The organism is Kingella sp. SNUBH-2017 (assembly GCF_028680565.1).
Taxonomy (GTDB): domain Bacteria; phylum Pseudomonadota; class Gammaproteobacteria; order Burkholderiales; family Neisseriaceae; genus Kingella_D; species Kingella_D pumchi.
The window spans coordinates 93,253-109,264 of record NZ_JAPHVK010000002.1 but is presented as its reverse complement, the minus strand read 5'-3'; the positions used below and the strand labels follow the sequence as shown (position 1 = coordinate 109,264).

General features: G+C 57.9%; 12 protein-coding genes. 10 read left to right on the top strand and 2 right to left on the bottom strand.

The window, feature by feature from the left end:
- Positions 1-125: 125 nt before the first annotated feature.
- Positions 126-581 carry a c-type cytochrome gene (locus tag OP500_RS02815; RefSeq protein ID WP_238747330.1) on the top strand — a complete coding sequence of 152 codons (456 nt, stop codon included), beginning with the start codon at positions 126-128 and terminating at the stop codon, positions 579-581.
- 163 nt (positions 582-744) lie between these two features.
- Here OP500_RS02815 and OP500_RS02810 read toward each other — a convergent pair whose 3' ends face one another.
- Positions 745-1,200 (bottom strand): META domain-containing protein, encoded by a 456-nt coding sequence (locus tag OP500_RS02810; RefSeq protein WP_238747339.1) that lies wholly within the window; start codon positions 1,198-1,200, stop codon positions 745-747.
- Positions 1,201-1,463: 263 nt separating this feature from the next.
- On the opposite strand from OP500_RS02810, the gene OP500_RS02805 reads away from it, so the two are divergent.
- The 4 genes from OP500_RS02805 to OP500_RS02790 all read left to right on the top strand — a co-directional run bounded on the left by OP500_RS02805 (position 1,464) and on the right by OP500_RS02790 (position 8,199).
- Complete coding sequence (locus OP500_RS02805; protein WP_274070117.1) at positions 1,464-2,537, top strand: HlyD family secretion protein; 1,074 nt, start codon at positions 1,464-1,466, stop codon at positions 2,535-2,537.
- The gene (locus OP500_RS02800; protein WP_238747360.1) at positions 2,534-5,509 is read left to right on the top strand and encodes an ATP-binding cassette domain-containing protein; all 2,976 of its coding nucleotides are present in this window, start codon (positions 2,534-2,536) and stop codon (positions 5,507-5,509) included. Before OP500_RS02805 ends, OP500_RS02800 begins: the two co-directional genes overlap by 4 nt.
- 1 nt (position 5,510) lies before the next feature.
- On the top strand, positions 5,511-6,632 hold the full coding sequence (locus OP500_RS02795; RefSeq protein WP_274070116.1) for an ABC transporter permease: 1,122 nt from the start codon (positions 5,511-5,513) through the stop codon (positions 6,630-6,632).
- A 133-nt stretch (positions 6,633-6,765) separates the two neighbouring features.
- Positions 6,766-8,199 (top strand): efflux transporter outer membrane subunit, encoded by a 1,434-nt coding sequence (locus OP500_RS02790; RefSeq protein ID WP_238747373.1) that lies wholly within the window; start codon positions 6,766-6,768, stop codon positions 8,197-8,199.
- 150 nt (positions 8,200-8,349) lie between these two features.
- Here the strand turns inward: OP500_RS02790 and OP500_RS02785 are convergent, their stop codons facing one another.
- Positions 8,350-8,544, bottom strand: a complete 195-nt coding sequence (locus tag OP500_RS02785; protein WP_238747376.1) for a hypothetical protein — start codon at positions 8,542-8,544, stop codon at positions 8,350-8,352.
- Positions 8,545-8,614: 70 nt separating this feature from the next.
- Between OP500_RS02785 and apbC the strand changes: the two genes are divergently transcribed.
- The 5 genes from apbC (at position 8,615) to OP500_RS02760 (ending at position 15,996) form a co-directional block, all read left to right on the top strand.
- On the top strand, positions 8,615-9,673 hold the full coding sequence (gene apbC, locus OP500_RS02780; RefSeq protein WP_274070115.1) for an iron-sulfur cluster carrier protein ApbC: 1,059 nt from the start codon (positions 8,615-8,617) through the stop codon (positions 9,671-9,673).
- 77 nt (positions 9,674-9,750) lie between these two features.
- Complete coding sequence (locus OP500_RS02775; RefSeq protein ID WP_274070114.1) at positions 9,751-10,101, top strand: hypothetical protein; 351 nt, start codon at positions 9,751-9,753, stop codon at positions 10,099-10,101.
- A gap of 129 nt (positions 10,102-10,230) precedes the next feature.
- Positions 10,231-12,543 (top strand): Tex family protein, encoded by a 2,313-nt coding sequence (locus OP500_RS02770; RefSeq protein WP_274070113.1) that lies wholly within the window; start codon positions 10,231-10,233, stop codon positions 12,541-12,543.
- A gap of 37 nt (positions 12,544-12,580) precedes the next feature.
- On the top strand, positions 12,581-14,566 hold the full coding sequence (locus OP500_RS02765; protein ID WP_274070112.1) for an N-6 DNA methylase: 1,986 nt from the start codon (positions 12,581-12,583) through the stop codon (positions 14,564-14,566).
- Between the two features lie 50 nt (positions 14,567-14,616).
- Positions 14,617-15,996 carry a restriction endonuclease subunit S gene (locus OP500_RS02760; protein ID WP_274070111.1) on the top strand — a complete coding sequence of 460 codons (1,380 nt, stop codon included), beginning with the start codon at positions 14,617-14,619 and terminating at the stop codon, positions 15,994-15,996.
- Positions 15,997-16,012: the final 16 nt, after the last annotated feature.

Here is a 16,012-nt window from a genome sequence, read left to right as displayed (position 1 = left end):
ATTTTTTCCTTTCCGTGAAATTAAGGTATGATGCGCCGCCTTTGCGCCGGCCTTTCGGCTTCAGGCAGCCTGAAAAACACAGCGATAATAACACCGACGCCGCATCACACGATAGGAACACCCGCATGAAAAAACCGATTTTGATTTTTGCCCTGAGCGCTCTGCTGCTGGCCGCCTGCGACGGCGGCGCAGGTGCGGGTGGCGCCAAAGGGCCGCTGTCCGAAGAGCGCAGCATCGCCTTCAAAACCTTTATGCCCGGTTTTTCGCGCATGGGCAAAATGGCCAAGGGCGACGAAGCCTATGTGCCCGAGCAGTTTGAAAAACTGGCGCAGACCTTCAGCAGCGAAGCGCGCGAGCCTTTCGAGTATTTCGCCAGCGACCCCGAAGGCAACGGCGACGCGCTGCCCGGCATCTGGCAGCAGCCGCAGCAGTTTAAGGCCGAGCAGGACAAATTTTTCGCTGCGGTGGACGAACTCAACGCCGCCGCCAAAAGCCAGAAACTCGACGACATCCGCGCCGCCTACGCCAAAGTGGAAGAAAGCTGCACCAGCTGCCACAGCAGCTACCGTCGGCCGAAATAGCCGCGCCGCCGTTGAATAAGAAAAAGCAGCCTGAAAAGCGTTTGGCACGTTTTTCAGGCTGCTTTTTTGCGCTTTAAAAAGCGGGAAAAAGGTTTCAGGCTGCTTGGGCGCTGTTTTTCTACGCTTCAGGCAGCCTGAAAACCGTCGGGCGCGACCTTAAGCCTTAATCCCAGTCTTGGGCGACAAAGCGGGCGCTCTGGCCTTGGTTGTTTTGCAAAATCAGATAATGGCCGTCGAGCCGGTAGCGGGTGAAGCTGCCGATGCGGCTGGAAAAATCGGCTTCCAGCTTCATGCGGCCGTCGCAATACATGCGGGTGGCGGCGACGCTGCCAAAGCGGATGCGGCCTTCACGCTGCTGCGGCGCGGCGGTTTCAACGCTGAACATCAGCCGGTTGCAGCCCATACTGCCGCTTGCTTGCGGCAGCGAAGTCAGGTTGATGCCGGCCTGCAGGCGCTGCAGCTCTTCGCGCCCGAAGCCCGGCCATTGTTCGAGCATCCATTGGCGTTTCAGGCCAAGCTGGGTGGTGGGTGCGGACTCGCTCTGCGGCGCGGGCTGGCCGGCGGTGCAGGCGGCAAGCATCAGCGTGCAGGCGGCAGCGGCAAGGGTGGGGCGGGTCATGGTCTTTTCTTTCTAAACGGGTGGGGCTGGCTTGGGCGGATGCAGGCAGCCTGAAAGTTTTGCGGCAGGCGGATTGTAGCCGTTTGCGCGGCGGCGGGCGAACCGGCGTTTTTTTTTCAGGCTGCAGATGGTACAGAGTCGGGCAATAAAGTGCCGCCAAAGCCGGAAAAGCAGCCTGAAAGCGCCAAGCGCCTTTTCAGACTGCCGGCAGGGGTTTACAATCGATTACATTCCAATAAAGTTTCGCATTAGAGGAGGCGGATATGGCTAAAAAGCTGTTACTGGGATTAGTGCTGGCACTGGCGGCCGGGTTTGCCGCCTACCGTTTCGGTTTCAGCGGCGGCGAAGACCCGCTGGCCGGCATTGCCCGCGCCAACGGCCGCTTGGAGTTCGAGCGCTTGGACGTGGCGACGCTGTATGCCGGCCGCATCGAGCGCGTGGAAGTGGACGAGGGCGACGAAGTGGCGTCCGGCGCGGTGCTGGCGCGGCTGGAATCGGCCACCACCGAAACCCAGGTGGCCGAAGCGCGGGCGCGGCGCGGCCAGCTCGAGCAGAGCGTGCGCCGCGCCCAAGCGCAGGTGGAAGCGCAGCGCCAGCAGCTCAAAACCGCGCAGATGGATGCCGACAATGCCCGCGCGCTCTATCGCGACGGCCTGATTTCCCAGTCCGAACTCAATGCCCGTCTGGCGCAGCGCGATGCGGCGCAGGCGGCTGTGCAGGCGGCGCGCTCGGCGGCGGCCGAAGCGCAGTCGGGCGTGGGGCAGGCGCAGGCGCTGGTGGATCGGGCGTCGTCGGTGATGGACGATTTGGCGGTGCGCGCGCCCAAAGCCGGCCGGGTGGAATATGTGCTGGCGCAGCCCGGCGGCGTGCTGCCGGCGGGCGGGCGGGTGGTGAGCCTGCTGGATTTGGACGACGCCGGCATGGATATTTTTCTGGCCGCGCCCGATATCAACCGCATTCCGCTGGGCAGCGAAGCGCGGCTGGTGTTCGACGGGCTGGACGCGGTATTTCCGGCGCGGGTAAGGCATGTGGCGGCACAGGCGCAGTTCACGCCCAAATTTGTCGAAACTGCCGAAGAGCGCACGCGGCTGATGTTCCGCGTACGGCTGAAAATCGACGCCGACACCGCCCGCCGCTACCGCCGCTGGCTCAAAGGCGGCATGACCGCCACCGGCTATGTGCGGCTCGACCAAACCCAATCCTGGCCGGCGCAGCTGGCGGTGAAACTGCCGCCGGCAGGGCAGCCTGAAAGTGCTGAGACCGCATCTGCTGTCCAAAAGCAGCCTGAAAACCCGAGCAGGCAGCCTGAAAACGCTGCTTCCGGGGCGCGGTCGTGAACGCCGTCGAAATCCGCGGCTTAAGCCACAGCTACCGCGGTAAAACCGCGCTCGACAATATCACCCTGAGCCTGCCGCAGGGCGCCAGCATCGGCATGATCGGGCCGGATGGTGTGGGCAAATCAACGCTGCTGGCGCTGATAGCCGGCGTGAAAACCATCCAGAAGGGCAGCGTGCGCGTGCTCGGCGCCGATCCCGCCCGCCGCCGCGAGCGCGAAGCGCTGCTACCGCGCATCGCCTTTATGCCGCAGGGCTTGGGCAAAAACCTGTATCCCACTTTGTCGGTGCATGACAACGTTGCCTTCCATGCCCGCCTGTTCGGCTTAAACCGGCGCGAGCGCGAAGAGCGCATCGCCCGCCTGCTCGATGCCACCGGCCTGACACCCTTTGCCGAGCGTGCCGCCGGCAAGCTCTCCGGCGGCATGAAGCAGAAACTCAGTCTGTGCTGCGCGCTGGTGCACGATCCCGAACTGCTGATCTTGGACGAGCCGACCACCGGCGTCGATCCCCTGTCGCGCCGCCAGTTTTGGCAGCTGGTGGCCGAGTTGCGGGCGGAAAACCCGGGCATGACGGTGCTGGTCGCCACCGCCTATATGGAAGAAGCCGAGCAGTTCGACTACCTGCTGGCGCTGGATGCCGGCCGCGTGCTCGCCTGCCGGCCGATGGCCGAAGTGCTTTCCGGCGGCATCACGCTGGAAGCGGCCTATGTCGCCATGCTGCCGGCCGAGCGGCGCAGCCCGTGGCACGACGAAATGCTGACGCCGTTTGCCGCCGATCCCGCGCTGCCGCCCGCCATCGAAGCCGAGCATCTGAGCAAGCGGTTTGGCGACTTTATTGCGGTGAACGATGTGAGTTTCCGCATCGCCCAGGGCGAGATTTTCGGCTTTCTCGGCTCCAACGGCTGCGGCAAATCCACCACCATGAAAATGCTCACCGGCCTGCTGGCCGCCAGCGACGGCAGTGCCCGCCTGCTCGGCAAGCCGGTGGCCGCCGGCAATCTCGAAACGCGGATGCAGACCGGCTATATGTCGCAGGCCTTTTCACTCTATGAAGAGCTCAGCGTGCGCCAGAATCTGGTGCTGCACGCCCGTCTCTACCGCATCGCCCAAGCCGCCGCCGCCATCGACGGCGTGCTGCGCCAGTTCGAGCTTGCCGAACACGCCGACAGCCTGCCCGCCGCCCTGCCTTTGGGCGTGCGCCAGCGCCTGCAGCTGGCCGCCGCCTGCCTGCACCGCCCCAAAGTGCTGATACTCGACGAGCCGACTTCCGGCGTCGATCCCGCCGCCCGCGATATGTTTTGGCAGTATCTGCTGCAGCTCTCGCGCCAAGAGCGCGTCACCATCTTTGTTTCCACCCACTTTATGAACGAAGCCGAGCGCTGTGACCGCATCTCGCTGATGCACCGCGGCCGCGTGCTCGCCGTCGGCACCCCCGCCGAACTGGTGCAGCGCCAGCAGGCCGCCAGCCTGGAAGAGTCGTTTATCCGCTTTCTCGAGCAGGACGAAGCACGGGAAAGCGGGCAGCCTGAAAGCGTGGAGACTGTTGCCGCAGATAAAGGACAAAAGCAGCCTGAAAATACCGAAACAGGCACCGCTAGTAATCTTTCAGGCAGCCTGAAACCAAGCGACGGCGGCAGGCAGCCTGAAAATGCTGCGGAAGACGTTTCAGGCTGCCTGAACGGAAGTCAGAACGCTGATCAGAAGCAGCCTGAAAACCTAGCAAGGGCAGTTGAAGCAGTTGCGGAACAAAGGCAGCCTGAAACCCCCAAACCCAACACCGCCAACAATCTTTCAGGCAGCCTGAAAAGCGCCAAGGGCAGTAAGCAGCCTGAAAAACCGCGCCCGCGCGGTTTGCGCTACTGGCTGGCGATGGTGCTGACTTTCGCCCTGCGTGAGGGGCGGGAGCTGGCGGGCGACCGCATCCGGCTAATGTTTGCGCTGCTGGGGCCGCTGATTTACCTGTTTGCCGGCAGCTTGGGCATTTCCTACGATACCGACCAGCTGGATTTTGCCGTGCTCGACCAAGACCAAAGCCGCTACAGCCGCGAGCTGGTGCGCGAGTTTGAAGGTTCGGCCTATTTCCGCCGCGCCGCCGATTTGTCACGCCGCGAAGACATTGCCGCCGAACTGACCGCCACCCGTGTGGAGCTGGTCATCGAAATCCCGCCGCATTTTGGCCGCGACCTGTTGGCGCAGCGGCGGCCGCAAGTGGCGTTTTATATCGACGGCGCCATGCCGCAGCAGGGCGAAAACATCGCCGGCTATGCGCAGGGCATTGCCGCCGGCTACGCGCTGTCGCTGTACCGCACCTACGGCATCCAGCCTGCCGGCGCCGATCTCGATATGCGCTTTATCTACAACCCGACCTTTAAAAGCATCAATGCGCTGGCGCCGGGCTTTCTGATGCTGGCGCTGGTGATGATTCCGGCGATGATGACCGCGCTGGGGGTGGTGCGCGAAAAGGAGATCGGTTCGATTATGAATCTGTATTCCTCGCCCGCTTCCAGCCTGCAGTATCTGCTGGGCAAGCAGCTGCCGTATGTGGCGCTTTCGATGGGCGCTTATGTGATGCTGGTGGCGGTAATCGTGCTGGTATTGGATGTGCCGGTAAAAGGTTCGCTGGCGGCGCTGACGGCCGGCGCGCTGTGTTTCGTGCTTGCAACCACCGCTTTCGGCCTGCTGGTGTCGGCCTTTGTGCGTTCGCAGGTGGCGGCGATTTTCGCGGCGGCGATTCTGGCCATGATTCCGGCGATGAATTTTTCCGGCATGATTTACCCGTTTTCCACGCTCAGCGGTTCGGGCTACTGGATCGGCCGCGGCTTTCCCGCCAGCTGGTTCCAGATGGTCGGCCTGGGCGTGATTACCAAAGGGCTGCTCTGGCGCGACGTTTATCCGATTTTCGGCGTGCTGCTGGCGTTTTTCCTGGGCTATCTGCTCCTGGCTGCGCTGCTCTTGAAAAAACAGGAGTCCTGACATGCGCCTGCTGCACAATATTCTCTACCTCACCGCCAAGGAAATCCGCAGCTTTCTGCGCGACTATGCGCTGCTGGCGCTGGTGGTGTTTATGTTTTCTTCCAGCATTTATTCCACGGCGAAAAACATCACCACCGAGATGAAAAACGCCGCCGTTGCCGTGCACGACCAAGACCGCAGCACGCTTACCTACCGCATCCGCGATTCGCTGCTGCCGCCGCAGTTTAAAAGCGTGGAAGACATCGACGAGCCGGAGATCGACCGCGCGATGGATACCGGACGCTACACCTTTATCCTGTCTTTTCCGCCAAACTATACTGCCGACCTGCTTGCCGGCCGCCGGCCGCAGGTGCAGCTGCTGGTCGATGCCACCGCTATGTCGCAGGCCGGCAAGGGCACCGGCTATCTGCAGGAAATCATCCGCCGCGAAAACGCCGAATATCTGAAAGATTATGCGCCGGCGGTGCTGCCTTTCGAGCCGCAAATCAATATCCTGTTCAATCCCAATCTGAAAACCGAATGGTTTATGCCGGTGTCGCAAATCGTCGGCAATGCTGCGCTGATGGCGATGATTCTTGCCGGAGCCGCGGTTATCCGCGAACGCGAGCGCGGCACCATCGAGCATCTGCTGGTGATGCCGGTGGGTGCCGGCGAGATTGTGCTCGCCAAGATTGCCGCCAATGTGCTGATTATTCTCACCGCCAGCACGCTGTCGCTGTATTTCATCGTCCATCAGGCGGTGGGCGCGCCGATTAACGGCTCGCTGGCGCTGTTTGTTGCCTGCAACGCGGTGTTTTTGTCGGCAATGGCCGGACTGGGCATCTTTCTGGCCACCTGCGCGCCGACCATGCCGCAGTTCAGCCTGCTGTGCATCATTATCTACATCGCCATCAACCTGATTTCCGGCTCGGCCTCGCCGCTGGAGAGCCTGCCGCTGCTGATGCGCCAGATTTCCCGCCTTTCGCCCTTAACCCATTTCACCGCCATTTCGCAGGCGGTGGTGTTCCGCGGCGCCGGCTGGCAGGTGATCTGGTCGCACGTTGCCGCCACCGCCTTCTCCGGCCTGGCCTTTACCGCGCTGGCTGTTGCCCGTTTCCGCCAGATGCTGGCACGGCAGGGCTAGCCGTTTTCAGGCTGCCGGAAACGAGAAAGGCAGCCTGAAACCCCTTTGCGCTGCTTTCAGGCAGCCTGAAAACCGTCTGCCCGGCTTTTCAGGCTGCCTGCCGCCCCAAACCGAACCACGAAAGGAATCCGCCATGTCCGCCGTCCCGTTTCGTTTTGCCGCCGCCGCGCTGCTGCTGGCGCTGGCTGCCTGCCGCAGCACCGAGATTACCGCGCCGTCTGCCGTGCGCCTGCCGGCGAATTTCGAGCATGCCGGCGCAGCGCAGGGCAGCGCGGACATCGCCCGCTGGTGGCGGCAGTGGCCGGATGCGCAGCTGCAAAGCCTGATTGAGCGGGGCTTGGCGCACAGCCCCGATATTGCCGCCGCGCAATCGCGCTTGGCGGAAGCCCGCGCCACCGCGCGGCTGGCGGGTGCCGAGCTGAATCCGCAGCTGGGCGCGCAGGCTGCCGGCTACGGCTACCGCAGCGGGCGCGACGACCCGCATTTCGGTAACCATGCCACCATGACTTCTTTCGGCCTGCGCGCTTCGTGGGAACCGGATATTTTCGGCAAAAAACGCAGCGACGCCGATGCCGCCCGCGCCGCCGCGCTCGGCGTGCAGGAGCAGCTTTACGGCAGCCGCCTGCTGGTGGCAGCGGAGATTGCCGAACATTATCTGCACGCGCTGCGCATTCTCGAGCAGCAGACGCTGCTGGAGCGCCGTGCCGCCACCCTGCGCCAGTTGCAGCGCTATGCCGCCGGCCGTTTCCGCGCCGGCCAGGCCAGCGCCCACGATACCGATGCCGCAGCGGCGGCGGTGCAGGCGCTGGCGGCGCGGCAGGCAACGCTGGATGCCGAATTTGACCTGCACCGGCGCAGCATCGCCGTTTTAACCGGCCAGACGCCGCAGGATTTCCGTCTCGACACCGATGCCATGCGCCGCGCCGCGCTGCTGCAGCATCTGCCCGCCGCACCGCAGGGGCAGCAGCCGGCCGATCTGCTCGAGCAGCGCCCCGATATCCGCGCCCGCGCCGCCGAAGTGCAGGCGTATGCCGCCAAGCTCGCCAGCGCCAAAGCCGATCTGCTGCCGCGCTTTGAAATTAAATTTTTGTGGCAGACCGGCCGCATCGAGCTGGGCAGCGATCTGGCGCTGCTCAACAACCAGCGCAGCAGCAGCGGGGGCCTGCTCAGCCTGGGCGTGCAGCTGCCGATTTTTACCGGCGGCCGCATCCGCGCCAATATCGATGCCGCCGATGCCCGCCTGAAAACCGCGCTGCTGCGCTACGACCAAACCCTGCTGCAGGCGCTGGCCGACGTGGACAACGCCTATCAGGCGCAGGCAGCGCTGGCGCGGCAGCAGGAGCGCATCGCCGCCGCCGCACAAACCGCCGCCAAGCAGGTGCGCGACGACCGCCTGCTGTTCCGCCACGGCCGCAAAACGCTTGATGTCGCCCTGCAGGCCGAACTCTCGGCAGCGGATGCCGACGAAAAACTGGCCGACAGCCGCCTGGCCGCCGGTCTCAACCTGCTCGCTCTCTACAAGGCCTTGGGCGGCGGCTGGCAGCCTGAAAACGGGGTAGTGCGCTAAAGGGGGCAAAACAGCGTTTGCTGCGGTGGAAAACTCGTCCACAAAATCTGTGGGTAACAATGTGGATAAAAGCAGAATAATCCTTAAAACTTCTTTACTGATAAGCGTTGCCCTGTTTTTGCCTAAAAAACGCGCATGGCTAAATTTGTTTTAAATCATGTTGTTAATTTGGGTATATTGATTTGAAAGCGCTTTTTTATTCTTGACAAAAACCGCTTTGTGAAAAAGGCGCCGATGTGCATAAAACTGCGGGAAATTCGCCGTTTGCCCCAAGCAGCCTGAAAGCGCGGCCGGCGGCAGAAACGGCGAAACAAACACGGTTTTTAAGGTTTTTTGTGCTTGCATTCGCCCCGCCGTCTGCCTATGCTTGGCGCCCCGCCCGACAGGGTTTGCAAGCACACATCAGGAAAACACTATGGATACTTGGCAACAAAACTTGGCCGCGGTGCCGCTGGGCGATACCGGCCGCACCCTGGGCAGCGAAAAAGCAGTGGCCGCCGCCGAAATGCGCGCCGGCCGGCCGTATGTGAAGCTCGAATTCGGTTTTCCCGCGCAGCATCTGGCCGCCGGACTGCGGCAGGCGGTTTGCGATGCCATCGGCCGCGAAGCCGATGTGGAAATCGGCAGCCGCATCATCGCCCACAAAGTGCAGCAGGGCGTCGCCACCATCAAAGGCGTGAAAAACATTATCGCCGTGGCTTCGGGCAAGGGCGGCGTCGGCAAATCGACCACCACCGCCAATCTGGCTAGCGCGCTGCAGCGCATGGGCGCCCGCGTCGGCGTGCTCGATGCCGACCTTTACGGCCCCAGCCAGCCGACCATGCTCGGCGTTGCCGAAACCCGCCCCGAGCAGCAAAACCGCAAATTCATCCCCGTGCGCAACCGCGATGGCATCCAAGTGATGTCCATCGGCTTTCTGATCGACCCCGGCCAGGCGGTGGTGTGGCGCGGGCCGATGGTCAGCCAGGCGCTGCAGCAGCTCTTGTTCCAAAGCGAATGGGACGACGTGGACTATCTTTTCGTCGATCTGCCGCCCGGCACCGGCGACATCCAGCTTACTCTGTCGCAGAAAATCCCGGTAACCGGCGCGGTGGTGGTCACCACGCCGCAGGACATCGCCCTGATCGACGCGCGCAAAGCGGTGGATATGTTCGATAAAGTCAATATCCCGATTTTGGGTGTACTGGAGAATATGTCGGTGCACGTCTGCACCAACTGCGGCCACAGCGAAGCCATTTTCGGCAGCGACGGCGGCAAAGAGCTGGCGGAAAAACTCAAAGTGCCGCTCTTGGGCCAGCTGCCGCTGTCGCTGCCGGTGCGCGAAGCGATGGACGCCGGCCAATCCGGCGAACTGCTGGCCGACTATCCCGCCGTCGCCCAAGTCTATACCGACGCCGCTTTTGCCGTCGCCCTGGCCGTGGCCGACAAAGGCAAAGACTTCAGCCGCGCCTTCCCGAAAATCGTCGTCGAATAAACTGTGAAGGCAGCATAAAGCAAAAAAGCAGCCTGAAAGCCGCAAATCCGGCTTTCAGGCTGCCTTTGTAAACCACCATGACCGACATCCTAATCTATTTGTTCTTCGCCGCCATGGCGCTTGAATTTCTCTTCGCCCTATGGCTAAACCGCCGCGCCCAAAGCGTGCTGGACGCCTTTATCGCCAACCCGCAGCTGCACGAAGCGGCAGGCAGGCCGTCCGACCTTTATTTTGTGTTGGACATTTACCGGCTGCGCTACCGCTTTGCCCGTTTTCTGAAAAATCACCCCGCCAAGCCTGCGCCGCTTGCCTGTGCCGATGCCGATTACCAGCTTGTCCGCAAGTTAGCCATTGTGCTGCTGCGGCTGGAAATCGGGCGCGGCGTGCTGATGGTGCTGTTTGTGTTTGCGCACCAGTGGCTTCGTTAAAAAAGGCAGCCTGAAAACCGCTTTGCCGCTTTCAGGCTGCCTGATGCCTGTTTCAATCTTATATATAATCGCCCCTTTTTTCGGCAGCCTGAAACTGCCCAACCCATTATTTAACAAGAGATTCCCTCCATGAACATCACCGCCACCCTCGCCGCCGAACTTTCCGCCACCGCCGCCCAAATCGAAGCCGCCGTATCCCTGCTGGACGACGGCGCCACCGTGCCCTTTATCGCCCGCTACCGCAAGGAAGCCACGGGCGGGTTGGACGACACGCAGCTGCGCACGCTGGCCGAGCGTTTGCAGTATTTGCGCGAGCTGGAAGAGCGCCGCGCCGCCGTGCTCAAATCCATTGAAGAGCAAGGCAAACTTTCAGACGACCTGAAAGCCCAAATCGAAGCCGCCGACAACAAAACCGCGCTGGAAGATTTGTATCTGCCCTACAAACCCAAACGCCGCACCAAAGCGCAAACCGCGCGCGAAAACGGTTTGCAGCCGCTGGCGGATTTGCTGTTGAACGAGCAGCCGCAAGACGCGGAAACCGCCGCCGCGCCGTTTGTCAATGACAATGTACCCGACACCAAAGCCGCGCTGGACGGCGCACGCGCGATTTTGATGGAACAGTTTGCCGAAGATGCCGCGCTGATTGGCCGCCTACGCGAAAAACTGTGGAACGAAGCGGAAATCCACGCGCAAGTGGTTGCGGACGAAGAAGAAAAAGGCGAGAAATTCAAAGACTATTTTGACCACCGCGAAGCCGTGCGCACCATGCCCAGCCACCGCGCGCTGGCGGTTTTGCGCGGGCGCAACGAAGGCGTGTTGCACATCGCGCTCAAATATCAAGCCGACGACACGCCGATTACCCAAGCGAGCGAATACGAGCAAATCATCGCCGCGCAGTTTGGCGTATCAGAAAATAATAAATGGCTGCGCGACACCGTGCGGCTGGCGTGGCGGGCGAAGATTTTTCTGTCGTTGGAACTGGAAGCGTTGAACCGTTTAAAAGAAGCCGCCGATCATGACGCAATTACCGTATTCGCCCGCAATCTCAAAGACTTGCTGCTCGCCGCGCCTGCCGGACGCTTGCCGACCTTAGGCTTGGACCCCGGCTACCGCAACGGCGTGAAATGCGCGGTGGTGGACGACACGGGCAAGCTGTTGGATACCGCCATTGTTTATTTACACCAAGAAAACAATATGTTGGCAACGCTTTCGCGCCTGATTAAAACCCACGGCGTGAAGCTTATCGCCATCGGCAACGGCACCGCCAGCCGCGAAACCGACAAACTCGCGGGCGAGTTGGTGCGCGGGCTGGCCGCGACCGAAGGAAGTCCCTGTGGGAAAATGGGGCTGCACAAAATCGTCGTATCCGAAGCCGGCGCGTCGATTTATTCCGCGTCCGAACTGGCGGCGCGCGAGTTCCCCGACTTGGACGTTTCCCTGCGCGGCGCGGTGTCCATCGCCCGCAGGCTGCAAGACCCGCTCGCCGAGTTGGTGAAAATCGACCCCAAATCCATCGGCGTGGGCCAGTATCAGCACGACGTGAACCAAAGCCAGCTCGCCAAATCGCTGGACGCGGTGGTCGAAGACTGCGTGAACGCCGTCGGCGTGGACGTGAACACCGCTTCCGCCCCGCTCTTGGCGCGGATTTCCGGTTTGAATCAGACCCTTGCCCAAAACATCGTCGCCTACCGCGATGAAAACGGCGCATTCGACAGCCGCAAAAAACTGCTGAAAGTACCGCGTTTGGGTGAAAAAACCTTCGAGCAGGCGGCGGGCTTTTTGCGGATTAACGGCGGCAAAGAGCCGCTGGATGCGAGCGCCGTCCACCCCGAGGCCTATCCCGTCGTCGCCAAAATGCTGGCTCAACAAGGCATTACCGCCGCCGAATTGATCGGCAACCGCGAAAAAATCAAACACATCCGCGCCGCCGATTTCACCGACGAGCGTTTCGGTTTGCCTACCATTTTGGACATTCTCGCCGAACTGGAAAAACCCGGCCGCGACCCGCGCGGCGAGTTTCAGACGGCCTCCTTCGCCGAAGGAATCCACGAAATCAAAGATTTGGAAGTTGGCATGATTTTAGAAGGCGTGGTCTCCAACGTCGCCAACTTTGGTGCGTTTGTCGATATCGGCGTACACCAAGACGGCTTGGTACACATCTCCGCGCTTGCCGACCGTTTCGTACAAGACCCGCGCGAAGTGGTTAAAGCGGGTGATGTGGTCAAAGTGAAAGTGCTGGAAGTCGATGCCGCCCGCAAACGCATCGCCCTGACCATGCGCCTTTCAGACGACCCCGCATCAGGTGTAGCAGGCAAAAGGCCGTCTGAAAGCCGAAATACGCGTTCCGACAACCGAAGCAGCCTGAAAAGCAGCAAAGCCCAACGCGAGAAACAACCGACCAACAGCGCGATGGCGGATGCCTTTGCCAAGTTGAAGCGGTAAGGACGTCTGAATTCCCATTAATAACTGAAAGCCCATTATGCAACTTACCTCCCTACTGAAAGACACCAACTACAATCTTTCCCAATTCAACGAAAAGCAAATCACCGAACTCGAACAGGCTGTTTTTATGAAAGCTGGCAAAAACGGGGATGTGCCGTATGTAAAATGCCTGGTGCGTAAAAAAGACATCCGGCTTACTCCCGAAGAAGCCGTTCGCCAGCTTTACCTGCTGAAACTGCATCAGGATTACAACTATCCCTACGAGCGCATGGAACTGGAATACGCCGTAACTTTCGGGCGCGAAAAGAAACGTGCCGATATCGTAATATTCGAGCGTGACAACCCTACTGTGGTTTACATAATTGTCGAACTGAAAAAACCCAAGCTTAAAGACGGCAAAGAACAACTCAAATCCTACTGCAACGCTACCGGTGCACCCATCGGCGTATGGACCAACGGCGACAGTATTTCCTATTACAACCGCCGCGATCCCAACTATTTCAAAGATATTCCAAATATCCCCAAAGTATCGGAAAAGCTGTCCGACGTATTGGGTGAACGCTGGACAATAGTCGATCTGATCGCCAACGACAAAGTTGCCCACGAGCGCAAATCGCTAAAAGATTTGGTTGTGGAAATGGAAGATGAGGTATTGGCAAACGCAGGCGTGGACGTCTTTGAAGAACTATTCCAACTGATTTTCACCAAGCTGTACGACGAAATGGAAAGCACACGCAACACGCTTCGCCACCTTGAGTTCCGTAACTACGGCGATACCGACATCGAGCTGAAAAGCAAGATTCAAGACCTGTTCGACCGCGCCAAAAAGAAATGGGAAGGCGTGTTTGCCGAGAGCGCGAAAATCAACCTTTCTCCCTCACATTTGGCCGTCTGCGTTTCCTCGCTGGAAGGTGTAAAACTGTTCAACTCCAATTTGGACGTGGTGGACGAAGCGTTTGAATACCTGATTAACAAATCCAGCAAGGGAGAAAAAGGGCAGTATTTCACTCCGCGCTATGTGATTGATATGTGCGTGAAAATGCTTGATCCAAAAGCGCATGAAACCGTAATCGATACCGCGGCAGGTAGCTGTGGATTTCCTGTGCACGCCATTTTCCATGTGTGGGCAAAACAGCTTGCCGAACGCGGCATGGAGCGCAGCCATCTGTTTACGGCCGAAGAAAAGCTACCTGAACAAAAAGATTACGTTGAAGAAAAAGTGTTTGCCATCGACTTTGATGAAAAAGCCGTGCGTGTCGCACGCACGCTCAATCTGATTGCAGGCGACGGGCAGACCAATGTTTTGCATCTCAACACGCTCGACTACGAACGCTGGGACGACAATACCACGGAAGAAAACTGGCTGGATGTATACGGCAACGGCTGGCGTAAGCTAAAAAAACTTCGCCAAAACAAATCACAAAACCGCGATTTCCAATTCGATATTCTGATGGCCAATCCCCCTTTTGCCGGAGAAATCAAAGAAACCCGCATCATTGCCCGTTATGAGTTAGGCAAGAAAAGCAACGGCAAATATCAAAACAAAGTCGGGCGCGATATTTTGTTTATCGAGCGCAATTTGGATTTTCTCAAACCGGGCGGGCGCATGGCAGTGGTGTTGCCGCAAGGACGGTTCAACAACAGCAGTGACAAATATATCCGCGACTATATTGCCGAACGCTGCCGCATCCTTGCCGTAGTCGGATTGCACGGCAACGTGTTCAAACCGCATACCGGTACCAAAACCAGCGTACTGTTTGTGCAGAAATGGGACGACGAGCTCTGCCCCAAACGCGACGACTATCCGATTTTCTTCGCCACCATGCAGGAGCCGAGCAAAGACAACAGCGGCGACAAAATCTACGTTAAAAATTCAGACGGCCTGCCAGTGTTGGATGACCACGGACACCTGATTGTCCGCCACGACTTGTTTAACCACGACGGCAAAACCCAAGACGGTATCGCCGAAGCCTTTTTGGAATTTGCCAAGAAAGAGAGACTGTCGTTTGTGGGAAAGGCCTAAGCCCTTTCAATGAAGCGAGATATAAGGCTTTGTTGGAAGGGTTGGAGATTATGGAAACACATTATTCTAAGTTAGAGCGCACTTTAAGAATTGATGCTGAGTTTTACAGTAAATCGTATTTTTTAATAGATAAAATATTACAGGGGGCATTGCCAATCACTGACTTGGTTTCTGTATCAGACGGAAATCATATGAGTATCAGTGAACATTTCATTGAAAAAGGTATTCCGTATTATAGGGGACAAGATGTCCGCACATTTTTTATTGAGACCTCAAATCCAATGTATATTGGCAAAAGGATATTTGATACTAAGTTGATGCAGCGATCTCATTTAAAAAAAGGGGATGTTTTGTTGTCTATTGTTGGCACTATCGGAAATTTATCATTATTTTATTCTGATATGCTAGCCACATGTAGTTGTAAGTTGGCGATTTTGCGGAAGAAAAATATTAAGCCTGAAATTTTGGCTATATTTTTAATGTCAAAATATGGTCAGATGCAAATTCAACGGTTTACTAGAGGAGCAGTACAGCAAGGGTTGATTTTAGAAGACATGGATCAGATAAAAATACCTAATTTTACTGCTACTTTTCAAAATGAAATAAAGGATATTGTTTTTCAATCATATGAGAATCTTAGATTATCCCAAAAACAATATGTTGAGGCTCAAGATGCATTATTGAATGCTTTAAGTTTCACTGACTTTCAAACGATCTCTCCCTGCCTCAACCTAAAAATCCTTAAAGAAAGCTACCTGAAAACGGGGCGGCTGGATGCGGAGTATTACCAACCCAAGTATGAACATTATTGGAAAACTTTGCAATCTCAGCCACATACTTTTATTCGTAGCGAATACGATCTGATTACCAATAAGCCCTTACTGAAAGGAGCAAGCTGCAATTATGTTGAAATCGGTGATATCGATATTTCAGACGGTTCGTACAAAGCTAATTCAGTTTTGCATGAAGAATTGCCTGCCAATGCCAAAATTTCTGCCCGTAGGGGTGATGTGTTAGTTTCGACTGTCCGTCCGTATCGCGGTGCAGTGGCTATTGTTGAGAATGACGATAATCTAGTAGTTAGCGGTGCATTTACTGTATTGCGACAAAAAGCAGACAGTAATTTTAGGACGGAAATTTTAAAAGTGCTGCTGCGTACCCCGTTGTATAAAGATTGGTTGTTGCAATTTAATGTTGGCACCAGCTATCCGGTTATCAAAAACGAAGATGTTTTAAACCTGCCCATCCCACTTATTGATACCGCCACCCAAACCAAAATTGCCGATTATGTCCAAAAAAGCAACGCGCTGCGCCGTGAAGCAGACGCGCTGCTGCAACAGGCGAAATCGGCGGTTGAAGCAGAAATCGAAAATAAATCAATAATTTCAGAAACTTGCGGGGGGGGGGGAGGTAAGCCTTGGAAAACATAGGGAAATTTTGGAACAG